Here is a 16,262-nt window from a genome sequence, read left to right on the forward strand (position 1 = left end):
CCCCCCCCCCCCCCCCCCCCACGCCGATCTCGCCCGAGCGACGCAGCGCCTTGGCCAGCTGCAGGCCCACCGTGTTGGTGAGGCAGACGGCCAGGAAACCGAAGGCCAGCCAGAGCTGCAGGCTGATGTCATGCGGCACCACGCGGTTGGCGTCCAGCCATGCCATCACCGGGCGCATGCGCACATTGGTGGGGCGCTCGAAGCGGCCGGCGCTGCGCTGGGCATCGGAGTAGCGCTTCAGGTAGTCCAGATAGGCGCTGGCCTTGGCGGGCGTGTCCAGCTGCACCCAGTACTGCAGCCAGGCGCAGGGCGCGCCGACGTTGCGCGCCTCGGAGGGCGCCACATTGGCCCAGCAGTTGAAATTGCCCCAGCTGGAGAACTTCAGCGTGATGGCGGTGGCGAAGGGCACGAACACCTCGGCGGTGTCGGCAAAGCTGCCGAGCGTGAGGTCGAAGTAATGCGGCACCGGGCGCCAGTGGTCCAGCACGCCGATGATGCGCATGTCCTTGTCGCGCAGGCGCAGCATCTTGCCGCGGCTGTCGGCGCCGCCGAACAGGCGCTCGTTGAGCTCGCGCGAGATCACCACCACGCGCGCCTCGGCCTGCTCGTCGGCCTTGCTCCAGCCGCCGCCGTAGAGGAAGGGCGCGTCGAACATGGCGAAGAAGTCGGCGCTGGGATAGCGCGCACGCACATTGAAGGGGCGCTCGCCCGACTGCTCGGGCGTCAGGGCCACGCCGCCGCCGGTCATCATCACCTGCTTGTCGGCGCGTGCCTCGCGCAGCAGCGCCTCGGCATCCAGGCGTGTGAGCTGCTGGGTCGGCTCGCCGCCGGGCTGGAAGCCGTTGCCCAGGCGCTCGGCGTCGAGCTGGATGTTGTAGAGCTGTGCGCTCTTGGCCGGGATGGGGTCGCGCGACAGCACGTAGAACACCGTCAGCGTGGTCATGCAGGCGGCCACGCCGATGGCAATGGTCAGCAGCATCAGGATGGTGAGGCCGCGGCTGCTTTTGAAGCTGCGCAGCGCCAGTTCGAAGTAGTGGCCGAGCATCAGGATTCCCCTTTGGATTGCAACAGCAGATTCAGCTTGGCAAGCGTGGGCTCGCCCAGTTGGCCGGCGGCCTGCTGCAGCAGCAGGGTGGCCAGCACATAGCGGTGGCGCGCGTTCTCATGCGCGCCCTGGGCGGCGGTCTGGCTCTGGATCGCCAGCAGCAGATCGGTCATGCTGCGCGTGCCCAGGGCCTGGCCGGCGCGCGTGGAGGCGAGCGCCTGGTTGGCCGCCTGCACCGCCGCGGCGCTGCTCTGCAGCAACGCCAGGCTGGCGCGCACCGCCTGGTACTGGGCCTCGGTCTCGCGCACCAGGGCGCGGCGCGCGGCCTCCAGCTGCTCGCGCACGGCGTCGCGCTGGTGCACGGCCTGGCGCTTGGCCGATTCGGTGGCACCGCCGGCGAACAGCGGGATGTTGAGGCGCAGCGCCAGCTGGGTCAGGCTGCGGCCGCTGTCCGGCTCGCTGACGGCGGAGCCCTGGCGGCGCGTGCTGTCGAGGCCGACGCTCACGGTGGGCAGATGCACAGCGCCGGCGGCGCCGATGCGCTGCTCGCTGGCCTGCAGGGCGAGGCGCTGCGCCTGCAGGGCCGGGTTGGCCTGCAGGGCCTGCTCGACCCAGGCTTGGCGGTCCTGAGGCTGAGGTTCCTGCGCCTGCAGATCGGCGGCCAGGGCCTGCAGCGCGCCGGGCTGCTGGCCGGTGATCTGGGCCAGGGCCTGGCGCGCATCGGCCAGGTTTTCCTGCGCCTGGATGCTGGCGCCGCGCGAGAGCTGGTAGTAGGTGCGCGCCTGTTCCACGTCCACCGCCGCCGACAGCCCGGCCTTGAAGCGCTCTTGCGCCTGTTGCACCTGCTGGGCGAAGGCGGCCTCGTTGGCCTCGGCATTCTTCAGCGCCGCCTGGGCCGAGAGCACGCCGAAATAGGCGCTCGCCACGCGTGCGCAGAGGTCCTGTTCGGCCGCCAGCACGCGCGCGTCCTGGGCCGTGACCAGGCTGGTCTCGGCCTGCCAGCGCCGCAGCTGGCCGAGGTCGAGCAGCACCTGGCTGACGCTGCTGGTGCTGCGCTGTTCGCGCGCGCCATCGGCCTGGTAGCGCGTCTCGCTATAGCCCAGCGACCATTGCGGCAGCAGGGCCGCACGCGCCTGCGTGGCCAGCTCGCGCTGCACGCCGCGCTGGGCATCGGCGCCGGCCAGCAGCGGGTCGGCCGCACGCGCCTGGGCATAGACCTGCAGCAGGTCTTCGGCATGCGCCGGGCCGGCGCCGACCAGGGTCGCGGCCAGGCTCAGCACGAGGGCGTGCAGCTTCATGCCATTTCCGCCGGGCGGCGCGGCGACAACAGGTCGGGGCTGAGGCCCAGCTCGGCGGCGATGTCCACCACCTGGCCGTCGATCACATGCACATTGCGCTGCGCACGCGCGGCCAGCTGCGGGTCGTGCGTCACCATCACGATAGTGGCGCCCTCGCGGTGCAGCTCCTCCAGCAGGTCCATCACGCTGCGCGCCATCTGGCTGTCGAGGTTGCCGGTGGGCTCGTCGGCCAGCAGCAGGCGCGGCTCGCCGGCCAGCGCGCGCGCGATCGCCACGCGCTGCTGCTGGCCGCCCGAGAGCTCGGCCGGGTAGTGCTTCTCGCGCGCCGACAGGCCCACGCGCGCCAGCGCCTCGCGCGCGCGGCGGCGGCGCTCCTCGGCCTTCATGCCGCGGTAGCGCAGCGGCACCTCGATGTTGTCCAGCACATTGAGGTCGGGGATCAGGTTGTAGGCCTGGAAGATGAAACCGATCTTCTGGTTGCGCAGGCGCGAGCGCTGGTCGTCGTTCATCGCGCTGACGTCCACGCCGTCGAGCTCGTAATGGCCGCCGCTGAAGGCCTCCAGCAGGCCGGCGATGGTGAGGAAGGTGGTCTTGCCCGAGCCCGAGGGGCCGGTGACGGCGACGAACTCACCCTCCTTGACCTCGAGGTTGAAGTCGCGCAGCGCATAGGTCTCGACCATCTCGGTGCGGTAGACCTTGGACAGGTTCTTCATCTTCAGCATGGTGTTGTTCCTCTCGCTGTTCATTGACTGACGTTGACGCGCTCGGCGCCCTTGAAGGCATCGCTGCCGGAGATGACGACGCGCTCGCCCGGCTTGAGCCCCTCCAGCACCTCGACCTTGGCCAGGCTTTGCGCGCCCAGCCGGATCGCGCGCTTGAGCGCCTGGCCGTCCTGCAGCACGTAGACGTAGCGGCCGCCGCTCTCCTCGATGAAGCTGCCGCGCGCCACGCTCAGCACCTGCTCGCGCTGGTCCAGCAGCACGCGCACGCTGAGGCGCTGGTTCTGGCGCAGCTGCTCCGGGCGCTGGCCCTCGAAGCGCAGGCGCGCCGCCACCTCGTTGTTGACCACCTCGGGCGAGATCGAGCTGACCACGCCCTTCCAGCTCTGGCCGTTGCCGCGGATCTCGCCGGGCATGCCGGGCGCCAGCTCGCGCGCAAAGCTTTCGGCCACCTGCATCTGCACCTCCAGCGCGCTGAGGTCGATCACCGACAGCAGCTTGGCATCCTTGGCCACGGTGCTGCGCTCGGTGACGAAGAGCTGGCCCACCTGGCCGTCCACCGGCGAGCGCACGTTCAGCTCCTCGACCTGGCGCTCCAGCTCCTTCACCTGCATCAGCTGGCGCTCGTAGGCCTGGCGCTTGGCGAGCAGCTCGAACTTGAGCGCGTCGTCCTTCAGCCCCACCAGGCCCTGGGCCTGCTTGAGCGCGACCTGGGCGCGCGCCACCGCGTCGCGCGCCAGGTCCACCTGCATGCCGGCGGTGGCGCCGGCCTCGAAGGCCTGGGTCTGGCGCTTGAGGTCGTTCTGCGCGGTCTGGTGGGCGATGCTGCTGGTTTCCAGATTGCTCTGCGCCTGGGCGATCTGCTGGCGCGCGTCCGCCTCGGCACGCAGCATGTCGCTCTTCAGCGCATCGGCGTTGGAGCGCTCCTGCGCCAGCCGGGCCGTCAGCTCGGGGCTGGCCAGGCGTGCCAGCAGCTGATCGCGCTTGACCGCATCGCCGGCCTGCACCAGCAGGCTGACGCTGCCGGCATTGCCGGCATAGAGGGTGGGGCTGACGGCCGCCACCACCTTGCCGTCGCCGGCGACGTCGCGCGTCAGCTGGCCTAGCTCCACGGTGGCGATGGCCAGGCGCCCGGCGCTGATCGACTGGTCGGCCGAGAGCTGGCGTTTCAGCCCGGGCGCGGCCCAGGCCAGCAGGCCCAGGCCGGCCAGGCCGGCAGCGGCGATCGCGAAGCGGCGGCCGCGGCGCGGGCCCTGCGGCAGGAGCTTGTCTTGGGCGGAGGTGTCTCGGATCATCTGGGCGCTTGTGGCGTGGGTATGCGGCCCTTATCGCAAGCCACGTGCCAGCCCCGGCGCGGCGCCCGCGGCCATATGAATCAAGCACTTGGCGCTGGCTCCAGGGGGCGGAAAGTGTCCGCGGACAGTGCCGCGGACAGTCCGGCGTACGTCCGCGGCGTCTCCGCAGCGGCACGTCGCGCTCATGATGCAGGTCAAGCCGCACAGTGGGCGGCGGCCTATGCTGGGTGACGAACAATCTGGATGACATGGCCAACCACCCCGTCGGCGGGCTTGCCCCGACCCTGCGCCTTTCCGCGATGCCGCGCCGCCTGCTGCTGCCCCTGTTGCTGGCGCATGGGGTGGTGGTGTTGCTGATTGCCGCGCTGGCCTTCAGCAGCCTGGTGGACAGCCGCCGCAGCTACGAGCAGCGGGCGCAGGCCGCGGCGGCCAGCCGTGCCTCCGAGCTGAGCCTGCTGGTGTCCGCCGAACTCAGGCGCGTCGATCTGGCCCTGCAGACCTTGCAGGAGCGCCTGCGCGAGCCGCTCGACGAGCCGGCGCTCGACGCCCTGCTGAACCGCCAGCGCGCCCTGCTGCCCGAGCTGGACAGCCTGCGCGTGGCGGATGCCGATGGGCGCGTGCACGGCCCCGGCGCATCGCAGGCGGGGGCCGGCGTCAGCAATGCCGACCGCGACTATTTCCAGCAGGCGCGCGACCTGCCGGCGCGGCTGGCGGTGTCCGAGCCCAAGCTCTCGCGCATCAGCGGGCAATGGGGCTTCACGCTGGCGCGCCGCCTCGAGCGCCGCGACGGCAGCTTTGCCGGCGTGGTGTTTGCAACCCTGCAGAGCGCGCATTTCGAGCGCCTGTTTGCGGCCGTGCGCCTGGAGCCGCAGGACTCCATCGCGCTGCGCTCCGCCAGCGTCAGGCTGATCGCCCGCCATGTGCGCAACGGCGGGCCGCCGGCGCCGCTGGGCGACAACCAGGTGTCGGACGAGCTGCGGCGCTCGCTGGCGGCCCAGCCCGACGAGGGGCAGTACCGGGTGCACACGGTCTCCGACGGCATCGACCGCTTCTTTGGCTACCGGCGCATCCCGCTGTCGGGCCAGTACATGGTGGTGGGCCTGGCGAGCGAGGGCTATCTGGCGCCCTGGCGCGAGCAGGCCTGGCTGACCCTGGGGCTGGCCGCGATGGCGCTGCTGGCGCTGGGTGCCAGCGGCGTGGCGGGTGTGCGCGCCTGGCGCAACGAGGCCGGCCTGGCGCGGCGCCTGGACGAGGCCAAGGCCACCTACCAGGATCTCTACGACAACGCGCCCTGCGGCTACCACTCGCTCGACCCCGAGGGGCGCTACCTGCTCGTCAACAACACCGAGCTGGGCTGGCTGGGCTGCCGGCGCGAGGAGCTGATCGGCCGCCTCGGCCCGGCGGACTTCTTCACGCCGGAGGGGCAGGCGCTGTTCAAGGCGCAGTTCCCGCGCTTCCTGGCCGAGGGCGAGATCCACGACGTCGAGGTCGAACTGCTGAGCCGCGACGGCACGCGCCGCCGGGTCAGCATCAGCGCCACCGCGCTGCGCGACGAGCAGGGGCGCATCGTGAGCAGCCGCTCGGTGCTGTTCGACATCACCGAGCTGAACCAGGCGCGCCAGGCGCTGCGCGCGCTCAGCAGCGAGCAGAGCGTGATGCTGGACAACGAGCTGGTCGGCATCGTCAAGTTCAAGGGCGGGCGCGTGGTGTGGCTCAACCGCGCGGTGCAGCACATGCTGGGTTATGACGAGCAGCAGATCCTGGGCCAGGACGGCCAGCTGGCCTTCGCCGATGCCGACAGCTTCGGCCACCAGGTGGCGCAGGCGCGCGCGGCGCTGCAGGCGGGGCGTGCCTACCGCAGCGAGCTGCAGGTGCGGCGCAAGGACGGCGCCACGCTGTGGCTGGCGGTGCACGGCGCGCTGCTCAACCCGCAGAGCGGCGAGAGCCTGTGGATCCTGGTGGACATCAGCGCCCTCAAGCAGCAGCAGGCCCAGATCGAGCATCTGGCCGGCCACGACGCGCTCACCGGCCTGCCGAACCGGCGCCTGCTTGACGACCGCCTGCGCCAGGCGTTGGCGCAGAGCCAGCGCGATGGCCGCACGCTGGCGGTGGCGATGCTGGACCTGGACGGCTTCAAGCCGGTGAACGACCGCCTGGGCCATGCCGCCGGTGACCAGGTGCTGGTGCAGATCGCCAGGCGCATCCAGCAATGCCTGCGCGCGGTGGACACGGTCTGCCGCATCGGCGGCGACGAGTTCGTGCTGGTGCTGCCGGGCGTGGCGCAGGACGGCGAGGAGATCCTGCAGCGCGTGCTGGCCAGCATCCGCCAGCCCATCGACCTGGGCGCGCAGTGGGGCTCGGTGCAGCTCTCAGCCAGCCTGGGCTATGCCCTCTACCCGCAGGACGGCAGCGGCGCCACCGAGCTGCTGCGCATGGCCGACCAGACCATGTACCGCGTCAAGACCGGCGGCCGCGGCGGCATCCTGCGCCACGCCGGCTAGCGGCTCCTTAGCGCTGCTGCCACTGCCCCAGCTCGCCCAGCCAGGCCTGCGCCTGCGCCTGCAGCCACTGCCGCGCGGCCGGGCGCTCGCGCAGATGGGCGTCCAGAAAGGCCACCGTGGTGCCGGCGATCAGCACGTCGAATTCCGCCTTGCCATGCGACTCGCGCAGCGGCAGGCCGCGCGCGCTGGGCAGCATGGGGGTGGGCTCGGCGCCGCGCGGCAGGTTGCCGCTGCCGCCACGCCCGCGCCGGCCGTTGCCGGTGTTGCTGCCGGCGCGCGCGGCGCTGCGGTCCTGCGCCAGCGCGTCCAGCTCCTCCTCGCTGTGGCCGGCCAGGCGCGCATGGTTGGCGCCGTCCAGCAGCAAGAGGTATTTGGCGCCGGCAGGCATCAGGCGGAAGGGCAGCTGGCGCGCCTCGGCGGAGGCGACGAAGCCGCTCGGGTCCAGGTCTTGCCTGGCGGTGATGCTCAGCACCGGCACCTGGATGCCGGCATAGCGCGCGGCGCCTTCCTCGCCCGGCGCCACCAGCGGGCTGAGCAGGATGCTGGCGCGGAACTGCGGCGCCAGCAGCAGGGCGCTCTGGGCGCCCAGGTCGTAGCCGGCGATGGCCATGCGGCCGAAGTCCAGCCTTGCGCAATCGGGGTCGCCGGCGGCGGCGCGGCGGCGCGCCTCCTGCAGCAGCGCCTCCAGCTTGGCCAGGCGTGCCGCGCTGGCGGCATGGCGCTCGCGCGCCAGGGTCCTGAACTCGGCGGCACGCGCCAGCTCCGAGCCCCAGGCCAGCGCGTCCTCGTCCAGCGGCTGCACCGACAGCACCGCGTAGCCGGCGTGCGCCCAGGCCTGGCGCCACAGCGCGCCGGCCTGTTCGGACTCGCCCAGGCCGGGCAGATAGACCACCAGGGGCAAGGCCTGACCCTGGCTCGGCAGGGTCAGCGCCAGCGGCAGCTTCTCGCCCTGCACCAGCCAATGCTGCGGGCTGAAGCTCGCGCCCTCCTGGATGGGCGCGCGGTAGCCGCTGGCCGCCAGCGCCTGGGCGTTCGCCAGGTGCTGCGCCTGCGGCGCGGGCGCCTGGCTGCGCTGATGGCCGCGCGGGCCGGCGCAGCCGAGCAGGGCCAGCGTCAGCACCAGCGGCAGCAGCCTTGCGTTCATACCTGGCAGAAATGTTCCACTTGCGGGGGGCTAGCGAAGAAGCCGCCGACGATGGCACGCCATTCGGCGAACAGCGGCCCGCCGCGGAAATGCACCGTATGGTCTTCCAGCGTGGCCCATTCGATCAGCAGCAGATAGCGCTCGGGCGACTCCAGGCCCTTGCGCAGGCGGTAGCCCACAAAGCCCTGGGCACGCGAGATCACGCTCTGCACGCCGCGATGCAGGGCTTCCTCGAAAGCGGCCTGCTGGCCGGGCTGGATGCGGATATCGGCAAGTTCCAGAATCATGGTGTCTCCCCTGCTGGCACGCCGCCAGCTTGCGGCTACATTCTCGCCTGAGGCGTGGAGGAGCGCGGCGTGCGAACAGAACTCGAGGGATTGGCGGCAGAGAATCTGGCCTTGCGGGGCCAGCTCGACGCACTGCTGCGCGAGGCGCGTGCCAACGAAGACAAGCTGCGCCGCTTCGAGGGCCTGGAGCATCGCCTGATCGGCGCGGGCTCGGTGGTCGAGCTGGTGAAGCTGCTGCTGTGCGACTACAAACCGGCCTTCGGCATCGACAGCGTGACCCTGAGCCTGCTGGACCGCGAGCTGGAGCTGAGCCGCCTGCTCAAGACCCAGGGCGAGCCGGAGCTGGAGGCGCTGCGCCTGCTGCCGCTGGGTGACGAGCTCGAGGCCCTCTACGGCATGACGCCGCGGCCCTGGCTGGGGCCCTTCGATGCGCGCCGCCATGGCGACCTGTTCGGTGCGGTCCGGCCGCGCTCGGTGGCGCTGCTGCCGCTGCTGCGCCGCGGCGAGCTGATCGGCAGCCTGCATTTCGGCAGCCTGGATGCGCAGCGCTACGACGCGCAGGCGGGCACCCAGTTCCTCGAGCGCCTGGCGGCCATCGTCGCGGTATGCCTGGAGAGCGTGCTGAACCAGGAGCGGCTCAAGCTCGCCGGCCTCACCGACATGCTCACCGGCGTGCACAACCGCCGCTACTTCGAGCACCGCTGCCAGATCGAGATCGCGCAGGCGCGCCGCCACCACCATGCGCTGGCCTGCCTGTTCCTGGACGTGGACTTCTTCAAGCGCATCAACGACAGCCACGGCCATGCGCGCGGCGACCTGGTGCTGCGCACCGTCGGCCTGCTGATCCAGGCGCAGCTGCGCGCCGGCGACACGGTGGCGCGCTGGGGCGGCGAGGAATTCGTGGTGCTGCTGCCGCGCGCGGCGGCGGCCGCGGCGCGCGACATCGCCGAGCGCATCCGCCAGCGCATCGCCGTCCAGCAAGTGCCCGCGGCCGCCGGCCAGGTGCTCAACATCACCGCCTCGATCGGGCTGGCGATGCTGGAGGAGGTGGACGGCTCGGCCGCCGACGCCACCCTGCCGGCAGTGGCCGAACGCCTGGTGGCCGCCGCCGATGCCGCGCTCTACCGCGCCAAGCAGGGCGGGCGCAATCTGGTGGTGGGGCCGGGCATAGGCGCGCTGATCAGCTGAACTCGGGCAGCAGCGCCCTGGTGTGGGCGATGACGGCCTCGGGCTGGTCCTTTTGCGGTGCGTGGCCGCATTGCGCCAGGGCCACCACGCGCGTGTCCGCATGGATGCGCCCCACCGCCTCGATCTGCGCCAGGCTGCCGTATTCATCACCCTCGCCCTGCAGGGCCAGCACCGGGCAGGCCAGGCCGCGCAGATCGGCCTCGATATTCCATTGCTCGAAGCCCGGCCGCAGCCAGGCGTCGTTCCAGCCATAGAAGGCCGAGTCGACGTCGGCATGGTGGCGCGCCAGCGCGGCGCGCAGCGAGCGGCCGGACTCGAACGCCTGCTTGGCCTGGCGCAGGCCCGCGAGCGTCATCGGCTCGACGAACAGATGCGGCGCCAGCGCCGCCAGGCCGCGCACGCGCGCCGGATAGGCGGCGGCGAACAGCAGGGCCAGGCTGGCGCCGTCGCTGTGGCCGAACAGGAACAGGCGCTCGTGCTGCAGGCCGAGCGCGTCGAAATAGGCCGGCAGCAGCGTGCGCGTCTGGCGCTGCAGATAGTCCTGCGGCCAGGGCTCGGTGCGCGGCGTGCTGTTGCCATAGCCGGGGCGCGAGAACAGCAGGCCGCGGCACTGCATCGCATCGCACAGGCGCTGCGGGAAATCGCGCCACTGCGACAGCGAACCCAGGCCCTCGTGCAGGAACACCACCAGGGGCCGGGCGCGCCGCTCGGCGCTCAGCCATTGCGATTCGATCTGCAGCTGCCGGCCCTCGAGGTGCAGCGGCTGCAGCCAGCTTGCCGTCATCTGGCTCAGGCCAGCAGGCTGCGATGCCGCTGGATCGCCTCCAGCACCATGGCGTGCAGGCCCGGGTTGTGGCCGCCGTCGAGCTGGGCCAGCAGCTCGCGCCGCATGCGCGGCTCCCAGAACTTTTTGAGGTGCTGGGCGATGCCTTCCACCGCCTCTTGATGATCGGGCATGGCCTCGAAGAAGGCGCCGATCTGGTTGGCCATGCGGACCAGGGTGTCAATGTGCATGATGCGCAGAGGAAAGATGTTCAAGCGCGAGCCGCTCGGGATGACAGTAGACCACCAGGTCCTGCTGGCGCGCGAAGCCCACCAGGGTCATGTTGGCACGCGTGGCGGTGGCCACCGCGAAGGAGGTGGGCGCCGAGACGGCCGCCAGCAGGGGCACGCCGGCGGCGGCGGTCTTCTGCACCATCTCGAAACTGGCGCGGCTGGTGACGGCAATGAAACCCTGCGAGGCATCCACCGCGTGGCGGGCGAGTGCGCCGATCAGCTTGTCCAGCGCGTTGTGGCGGCCCACGTCCTCGCGCAGCCATTGCACCTCGCCATCGGCCGAGCACCAGGCGGCGGCATGCACCGCGCCGGTGGCCTGCTGCAGGGTCTGCAGATCGACGAACTGCGCCATCGCATGGCTGATGGCCTCGCGCTGCAAGACCTGACCCCCGGGCAGCACGGGCAGGTTGCGGGCCACCTGGCCCAGGCTTTCGGTGCCGCAGAGGCCGCAACCGGTGCGGCCGGCCATCGAGCGGCGCCGTTCCTTGAGGCGTGCAAAGGCCGCGCCGGCGACGCGCAGGTGCAGGGTGATGCCGAGCTCAGAGGCTTCCTCCTCGACGCCGTAGAGCTCGTGTGCGGCGCCCAGGATGCCTTCGCTGAGCGAGAAGCCGAGCGCGAAGTCTTCCAGGTCCAGCGGCGTGGCCAGCATCACCGCATGGGAGATGCCGTTGTATTCCAGCGCCACCGGCACCTCGTCGGCCACCCAGTCCTGCATGAGCTCCAGGCCCTGGCCGGCGCGCACGCGTTTCACCGGCAGGGTGCGCGCGCCCTCGCAAAAGCCTGGCTTGCTGCTGTTACTTGCCATGCACCACCTCATGCGCCTGCTGCAGCAGCTGCTGCTGCACCTGGTTGAAGCGGCTGTACTCCTGCTGCCAAGTCGACTGGTGCGAGGGCTGCTGCACCGGCATCACCTGCACCGCCGTGACCTTGTATTCGGGGCAGTTGGTGGCCCAGTCGGAGTTGTCGGTGGTGATGACGTTGGCGCCCGACTCGGGGAAGTGGAAGGTGGTGTAGACCACGCCCGGCTGCACCCGCTCGGTGAGCGTGGCGCGCAGCACGGTCTCGCCGGCGCGGCTCTGGATGCCGACCCAGTCGTCCTGCCGGATGCCGCGCTCCTCGGCGTCGTGCGGGTGGATCTCCAGCCGGTCTTCGCTGTGCCACTCGTTGTTGGGCGTGCGGCGCGTCTGCGCGCCGACGTTGTACTGGCTGAGGATGCGGCCGGTGGTGAGCAGCAGCGGGAAGCGGCGCGTCACCTTCTCGTCGGTGGGCAGGTACTGGGTGATGATGAAGCGCCCCTTGCCGCGCACGAACTTGTCGACGTGCATGATGGCGGTGCCGGCCTCGTCGGTGGTGTCGTTGCAAGGCCATTGCACGCTGCCCAGGCGTTCGATCTTGGCGTAGCTGACGCCGGCGAAGGTGGGCGTGAGCGCAGCGATCTCGGCCATGATCTCCTCGGGCTTGCTGTAGGGCATGGGATAGCCGAGCGCCTCGGAGAGCTTGACCGTGACCTCCCAATCGGCATAGCCGGCCAGCGGCGGCATCACCTTGCGCACGCGCGAGATGCGGCGCTCCGCATTCGTGAAGGTGCCGTCCTTTTCCAGGAAGCTGGAGCCCGGCAGGAACACATGGGCGTACTTGGCGGTCTCGTTGAGGAAGATGTCCTGCACCACCACGCATTCCATCGCCATCAGCGCGGCGGCCACATGCTGGGTGTTGGGGTCGGACTGCACGATGTCCTCGCCCTCGCAGTACAGGCCCTTGAAGCTGCCGGTGAGCGCGGCGTCGAACATGTTCGGGATGCGCAGGCCCGGCTCGGGGTCGATCGCTACACCCCAGGCGGCCTCGAACTGCGCGCGCACCGTGCTGTCGGAGACATGGCGGTAGCCTGGCAGCTCGTGCGGGAAGCTGCCCATGTCGCAGCTGCCCTGCACGTTGTTCTGGCCGCGCAGCGGGTTCACGCCCACGCCCTCGCGGCCGACATTGCCGGTGGCCATGGCCAGGTTGGCAATGCCCATCACCATGGTGGAGCCCTGGCTGTGCTCGGTCACGCCCAGGCCGTAGTAGATCGCGGCATTGCCGCCCGTGGCGTACAGGCGCGCGGCCGCGCGTACCTCGGCCGCCGGCACGCCACTGGCGGCCTCCAGCGCCTCGGGCGAGTTCTCGGGCCGGGCCACGAACGCGCGCCACTCGTTGAAGCTCTTGGCATCGCAGCGCTCGGCCACATAGGCCTCGTTCACCAGGCCCTCGGTGACGATCACATGGGCCAGCGCGCTGATCACCGCCACATTGGTGCCGGGCTTGAGCTGCAGATGGTGGGCGGCCTGGACATGGGGTGTCTTCACCAGGTCGATGCTGCGCGGATCGACCACGATCAGCCGGGCACCCGGTCTTTTTCCATCACCCCGCAGGCGCTTCTTCAGGCGCGAGGCGAACACCGGGTGGGCATCGCTGGGGTTGGCGCCAATCACCATCACCACATCGGCATGCTCCACCGACTTGAAGGTCTGGGTGCCGGCCGAGGTGCCCAGGGTCTGGCCCAGGCCGTAGCCGGTGGGCGAGTGGCAGACGCGCGCGCAGGTGTCGACGTTGTTGTTGCCGAAGGCGGCGCGCACCAGCTTCTGCACCAGATAGGTTTCCTCGTTGGTGCAGCGCGAGGAGGTGATGCCGCCGATCGAGTCCTTGCCATGCTTGGCCTGGATGCGGCGGAACTCGCTCGCCGCATGGGCCAGCGCCACCTCCCAGCTGACCTCCTGCCAGGGGTCCTGGATGGAGGCACGGATCATCGGCTTGGTGATGCGGTCGGCATGGGTGGCATAGCCCCAGGCGAAGCGGCCCTTCACGCAGCTGTGGCCCTCGTTGGCCTTGCCGTCCTTCCAGGGCACCATGCGCACCACCTGCGTGCCCTTCATCTCGGCCTTGAAGCCGCAGCCCACGCCGCAATAGGCGCAGGTGGTGATGACGCTGTGCTCGGGCTGGCCCAGCTGAATGACGCTCTTCTCCTGCAGCGTGGCGGTGGGGCAGGCTTGCACGCAGGCGCCGCAGCTGACGCAGTCGGAGGCCATGAAGGGCTGGTCCTGGCCGGCGGCCACGCGCGACTCGAAGCCGCGGCCCGAGATGGTGAGCGCGAACGTGCCCTGGGTCTCCTCGCAGGCGCGCACGCAGCGGTTGCAGACGATGCACTTGGCGGGGTCGTAGGTGAAGTAGGGGTTGGACTCGTCCTTCTGGGCGTCGCAATGATGCGCCCCTGCTGCCGCACCGACGCCGTAGCGCACATTGCGCAGTCCGGTCACGCCGGCCATGTCCTGCAGCTCGCAATCGCCGTTGGCGGCGCAGGTCAGGCAGTCCAGCGGATGGTCGGAGATGTAGAGCTCCATCACGCCCTTGCGCAGGTCCTGCAGCTTGGGGCTCTGGGTCCTGACCTTCATGCCGGCCTCGGCGGGCGTGGTGCAGCTGGCCGGATAACCCTTGCGGCCCTCGATCTCGACCAGGCAGAGCCGGCAGGAGCCGAAGGGCTCCAGGCTGTCGGTGGCGCAGAGCTTGGGCACCTGGATGCCGGCGTCCGCCGCGGCGCGCATCAGCGAGGTGCCGGCCGGTACGGTGACGGCGAAGCCATCGATCTCCAGCGTGACTTGCTGCTTGGATTCGCGCCGGGGCGTGCCGTAGTCCATTTCTTGGTTTTTCATGATGCTGATGCCTCCTGCACGGCGGCCAGGCCGAAGTCCTGCGGGTAATGGTTCAGTGCCGAGAGCACCGGGTAGGGCGTCATGCCGCCCATGGCGCACAGCGAGCCGTGCAGCATGGTGTCGCAGAGATCGCGCAGCAGCACGACCTGCTGCTCGCGGTGCTGATCCGCCTTGATGCGATCGATCACCTCGACGCCGCGCGTCGAGCCGATGCGGCAGGGCGTGCATTTGCCGCAGGACTCGATGGCGCAGAACTCCATCGCGTAGCGGGCCAGCTGGGCCATGTCAGCCGTGTCGTCGTGTACGACGATGCCGCCGTGGCCCAGCACCGCGCCCATCGCGGCATAGGCCTCGTAGTCCAGCGGCACATCCCATTGCGACGCCGGGATGTAGGCGCCCAGCGGGCCGCCCACCTGCACCGCCTTGATGGGCCGGCCGCTGGCGCTGCCGCCGCCGAAATCGATCAGCAGCTCGCGCAGCGTGAGGCCGAAGGCCTTCTCCACCAGGCCGCCATGCTTGATATTGCCGGCCAGCTGGAAGGGCAAGGTTCCATGCGAGCGGCCCATGCCGTAGTCGCGATAGAACTGGGCCCCGCGCGCCAGGATCAGGGGCGCCGTGGCAAAGGTGATGACGTTGTTGATGACGGTGGGCTGGCCGAACAGGCCCTCGATGGCCGGCAGCGGCGGCTTGGCGCGCACCACGCCGCGCTTGCCCTCGATGCTTTCCAGCATCGCGGTCTCCTCGCCGCAGACATAGGAGCCCGCGCCCTTGCGCACTTCCAGCTCGAAGGCATGGCCCGAGCCGCAGATGCTGGCGCCCAGGAAGCCGGCCGCGCTGGCGCGCCGGATCGCCTCCTGCATGGTGGCGATGGCATGCGGGTATTCGGAGCGGATGTAGATATAGCCGCGCGTGGCGCCCACCGCCAGCGCGGCGATGGCCATGCCCTCGATCAGCATGAAGGGGTCGCCCTCCAGCGTCATGCGGTCGGAGTAGGTGCCGGAGTCGCCCTCGTCGGCATTGCAGACGATGTATTTCTGCGCCGCCGCGGTCTGCTGCACCGTCCGCCACTTGATGCCGGCCGGGAAGGCCGCGCCGCCACGGCCGCGCAGGCCCGACTGCGTCACTTCCTGCACGATGGCGGCGCCGTCCAGCGCCAGCGCGCGCCTCAGCCCGGCCCAGCCCTGATGGGCCTCATAGTCGGCCAGCGAGAGCGGGTCGGTGATGCCCATGCGGGCGAAGGTCAGGCGCTCCTGCCTGGCCAGATAGGGAATGTCGTCGGTCGCGCCCTGCCTGAGCGCATGCGCGCCACCGGCCAGCAGGCCGGCATCCAGCAGGGCCGGCACGTCCTCGGGCGCCACCGGGCCATAGGCGATGCGGCCGGCGGGCGTGGCCACTTCCACCAGCGGCTCCAGCCAGAACAGTCCGCGCGAACCATTGCGCACCAGCTCGATGGCCAGACCGCGCTGCGCGGCCTCGCGCTGCAGGGCGGCGGCCACGTCGTCGGCGCCCACCGCCAGCGCGGCGGAGTCGCGCGGCACGAAGATCTTGGTCACGGCGGCATTCATCACAGGCCCTCCTTGGCGAGCAGGGCATCGAGCTTGGCCGGCGTCATGCGCGCATGCAGCCGGTCGTTCAGCTGCAGGGCCGGCGACAGCGCGCACAGGCCCAGGCAGTAGACCGGCTCCAGCGTCACCGCGCCATCGGCGCGCGTGCTGTGCGAGGCGCAGGAGAGGCGCTGCTCGGCATGGGCCAGCAGGGCCTCGGCCCCGCGCGACTGGCAGGCCTCGGCACGGCAGACCTGCAGCACCTGCCGCCCGGGCGGCGTGCTGCGGAAGAAATGGTAGTAGCTCAACACGCCATGGACCTCGGCGCGCGAGAGGTTCAGGTGCTCGGCGATCAGGGGCACGGCGGCGGGTGGCACATGGCCGAGCCGCTCCTGCACGGCGTGCAGGATGGGCAGCAGGGCGCCGTCTTGCGCGGGATGCGCGGCGAGCAGTTCGCGGATGAGATCGTCCATGGGGAAATAAGCGGTTGCCAATCGAGAGG

The 16,262-nt window shown here is 70.8% G+C and carries 14 protein-coding genes; 2 read left to right on the forward strand and 12 right to left on the reverse strand.

Annotated features, from left to right (window positions below; genetic code table 11):
• The 4 genes from AC3WQY_RS15710 to AC3WQY_RS15725 form a co-directional block, all read right to left on the reverse strand.
• A partial coding sequence (locus tag AC3WQY_RS15710) for an ABC transporter permease (protein WP_492709565.1) occupies positions 1–1,045 on the reverse strand: 1,045 nt, incomplete at its 3' end.
• The gene (locus AC3WQY_RS15715; protein ID WP_492709566.1) at positions 1,045–2,343 is read right to left on the reverse strand and encodes a TolC family outer membrane protein; all 1,299 of its coding nucleotides are present in this window, start codon (positions 2,341–2,343) and stop codon (positions 1,045–1,047) included. The genes AC3WQY_RS15715 and AC3WQY_RS15710, both read right to left, overlap by 1 nt.
• On the reverse strand, positions 2,340–3,065 hold the full coding sequence (locus AC3WQY_RS15720) for an ABC transporter ATP-binding protein (RefSeq protein ID WP_285233959.1): 726 nt from the start codon (positions 3,063–3,065) through the stop codon (positions 2,340–2,342). Before AC3WQY_RS15720 ends, AC3WQY_RS15715 begins: the two co-directional genes overlap by 4 nt.
• Positions 3,066–3,085: 20 nt before the next feature.
• Positions 3,086–4,357 (reverse strand): efflux RND transporter periplasmic adaptor subunit, encoded by a 1,272-nt coding sequence (locus tag AC3WQY_RS15725; RefSeq protein ID WP_492709567.1) that lies wholly within the window; start codon positions 4,355–4,357, stop codon positions 3,086–3,088.
• Between the two features lie 248 nt (positions 4,358–4,605).
• On the opposite strand from AC3WQY_RS15725, the gene AC3WQY_RS15730 reads away from it, so the two are divergent.
• On the forward strand, positions 4,606–6,858 hold the full coding sequence (locus AC3WQY_RS15730) for a bifunctional diguanylate cyclase/phosphodiesterase (protein WP_492709568.1): 2,253 nt from the start codon (positions 4,606–4,608) through the stop codon (positions 6,856–6,858).
• Between the two features lie 7 nt (positions 6,859–6,865).
• Here AC3WQY_RS15730 and AC3WQY_RS15735 read toward each other — a convergent pair whose 3' ends face one another.
• On the reverse strand, positions 6,866–8,002 hold the full coding sequence (locus tag AC3WQY_RS15735; RefSeq protein WP_492709569.1) for an alpha/beta hydrolase family protein: 1,137 nt from the start codon (positions 8,000–8,002) through the stop codon (positions 6,866–6,868).
• The gene (locus tag AC3WQY_RS15740) at positions 7,999–8,289 is read right to left on the reverse strand and encodes an antibiotic biosynthesis monooxygenase family protein (RefSeq protein ID WP_285233955.1); all 291 of its coding nucleotides are present in this window, start codon (positions 8,287–8,289) and stop codon (positions 7,999–8,001) included. The genes AC3WQY_RS15735 and AC3WQY_RS15740 overlap by 4 nt, the downstream gene beginning before the upstream one ends.
• Positions 8,290–8,358: 69 nt before the next feature.
• Between AC3WQY_RS15740 and AC3WQY_RS15745 the strand changes: the two genes are divergently transcribed.
• Entirely contained in the window at positions 8,359–9,477 is a 1,119-nt protein-coding gene (locus AC3WQY_RS15745; RefSeq protein ID WP_285233954.1) for a GGDEF domain-containing protein, read from the forward strand.
• On the opposite strand, the gene AC3WQY_RS15750 is transcribed toward AC3WQY_RS15745, so the two are convergent.
• The 6 genes from AC3WQY_RS15750 to AC3WQY_RS15775 are packed head-to-tail and all read right to left on the reverse strand — an operon-like array spanning position 9,470 to position 16,233.
• Complete coding sequence (locus AC3WQY_RS15750; RefSeq protein WP_492709570.1) at positions 9,470–10,261, reverse strand: alpha/beta fold hydrolase; 792 nt, start codon at positions 10,259–10,261, stop codon at positions 9,470–9,472. The two genes, AC3WQY_RS15745 and AC3WQY_RS15750, sit on opposite strands and share 8 nt — an antisense overlap.
• 5 nt (positions 10,262–10,266) lie before the next feature.
• Positions 10,267–10,491: a formate dehydrogenase subunit delta gene (locus tag AC3WQY_RS15755; RefSeq protein WP_285233952.1), complete on the reverse strand. Its 225-nt coding sequence runs from the start codon at positions 10,489–10,491 to the stop codon at positions 10,267–10,269.
• The gene (gene fdhD / locus AC3WQY_RS15760) at positions 10,481–11,338 is read right to left on the reverse strand and encodes a formate dehydrogenase accessory sulfurtransferase FdhD (protein ID WP_492709571.1); all 858 of its coding nucleotides are present in this window, start codon (positions 11,336–11,338) and stop codon (positions 10,481–10,483) included. Before fdhD ends, AC3WQY_RS15755 begins: the two co-directional genes overlap by 11 nt.
• Positions 11,328–14,216, reverse strand: coding sequence for a formate dehydrogenase subunit alpha (gene fdhF / locus AC3WQY_RS15765; protein ID WP_492709572.1), 2,889 nt, complete (start codon positions 14,214–14,216; stop codon positions 11,328–11,330). The genes fdhD and fdhF overlap by 11 nt, the downstream gene beginning before the upstream one ends.
• Positions 14,213–15,781 (reverse strand): formate dehydrogenase beta subunit, encoded by a 1,569-nt coding sequence (locus AC3WQY_RS15770; RefSeq protein ID WP_492709573.1) that lies wholly within the window; start codon positions 15,779–15,781, stop codon positions 14,213–14,215. The genes fdhF and AC3WQY_RS15770 overlap by 4 nt, the downstream gene beginning before the upstream one ends.
• Entirely contained in the window at positions 15,781–16,233 is a 453-nt protein-coding gene (locus tag AC3WQY_RS15775) for a formate dehydrogenase subunit gamma (RefSeq protein ID WP_285233948.1), read from the reverse strand. Before AC3WQY_RS15775 ends, AC3WQY_RS15770 begins: the two co-directional genes overlap by 1 nt.
• Between the last annotated feature and the right edge of the window lie 29 nt (positions 16,234–16,262).

This window comes from Roseateles sp. FW301-B2, from assembly GCF_058788955.1.

Bases quoted from the DNA above. Each gene is read 5' to 3' on its own strand.
- AC3WQY_RS15755 (WP_285233952.1), bottom strand. From the start codon at position 10,491: ATGCACATTGACACCCTGGTCCGCATGGCCAACCAGATCGGCGCCTTC.
- AC3WQY_RS15750 (WP_492709570.1), bottom strand. From the start codon at position 10,261: ATGACGGCAAGCTGGCTGCAGCCGCTGCACCTCGAGGGCCGGCAGCTG.
- AC3WQY_RS15740 (WP_285233955.1), bottom strand. From the start codon at position 8,289: ATGATTCTGGAACTTGCCGATATCCGCATCCAGCCCGGCCAGCAGGCC.
- AC3WQY_RS15715 (WP_492709566.1), bottom strand. From the start codon at position 2,343: ATGAAGCTGCACGCCCTCGTGCTGAGCCTGGCCGCGACCCTGGTCGGC.
- AC3WQY_RS15725 (WP_492709567.1), bottom strand. From the start codon at position 4,357: ATGATCCGAGACACCTCCGCCCAAGACAAGCTCCTGCCGCAGGGCCCG.
- AC3WQY_RS15770 (WP_492709573.1), bottom strand. From the start codon at position 15,781: ATGAATGCCGCCGTGACCAAGATCTTCGTGCCGCGCGACTCCGCCGCG.
- AC3WQY_RS15720 (WP_285233959.1), bottom strand. From the start codon at position 3,065: ATGCTGAAGATGAAGAACCTGTCCAAGGTCTACCGCACCGAGATGGTC.
- AC3WQY_RS15775 (WP_285233948.1), bottom strand. From the start codon at position 16,233: ATGGACGATCTCATCCGCGAACTGCTCGCCGCGCATCCCGCGCAAGAC.
- fdhD (WP_492709571.1), bottom strand. From the start codon at position 11,338: ATGGCAAGTAACAGCAGCAAGCCAGGCTTTTGCGAGGGCGCGCGCACC.
- AC3WQY_RS15730 (WP_492709568.1), top strand. From the start codon at position 4,606: ATGGCCAACCACCCCGTCGGCGGGCTTGCCCCGACCCTGCGCCTTTCC.
- fdhF (WP_492709572.1), bottom strand. From the start codon at position 14,216: ATGAAAAACCAAGAAATGGACTACGGCACGCCCCGGCGCGAATCCAAG.
- AC3WQY_RS15735 (WP_492709569.1), bottom strand. From the start codon at position 8,002: ATGAACGCAAGGCTGCTGCCGCTGGTGCTGACGCTGGCCCTGCTCGGC.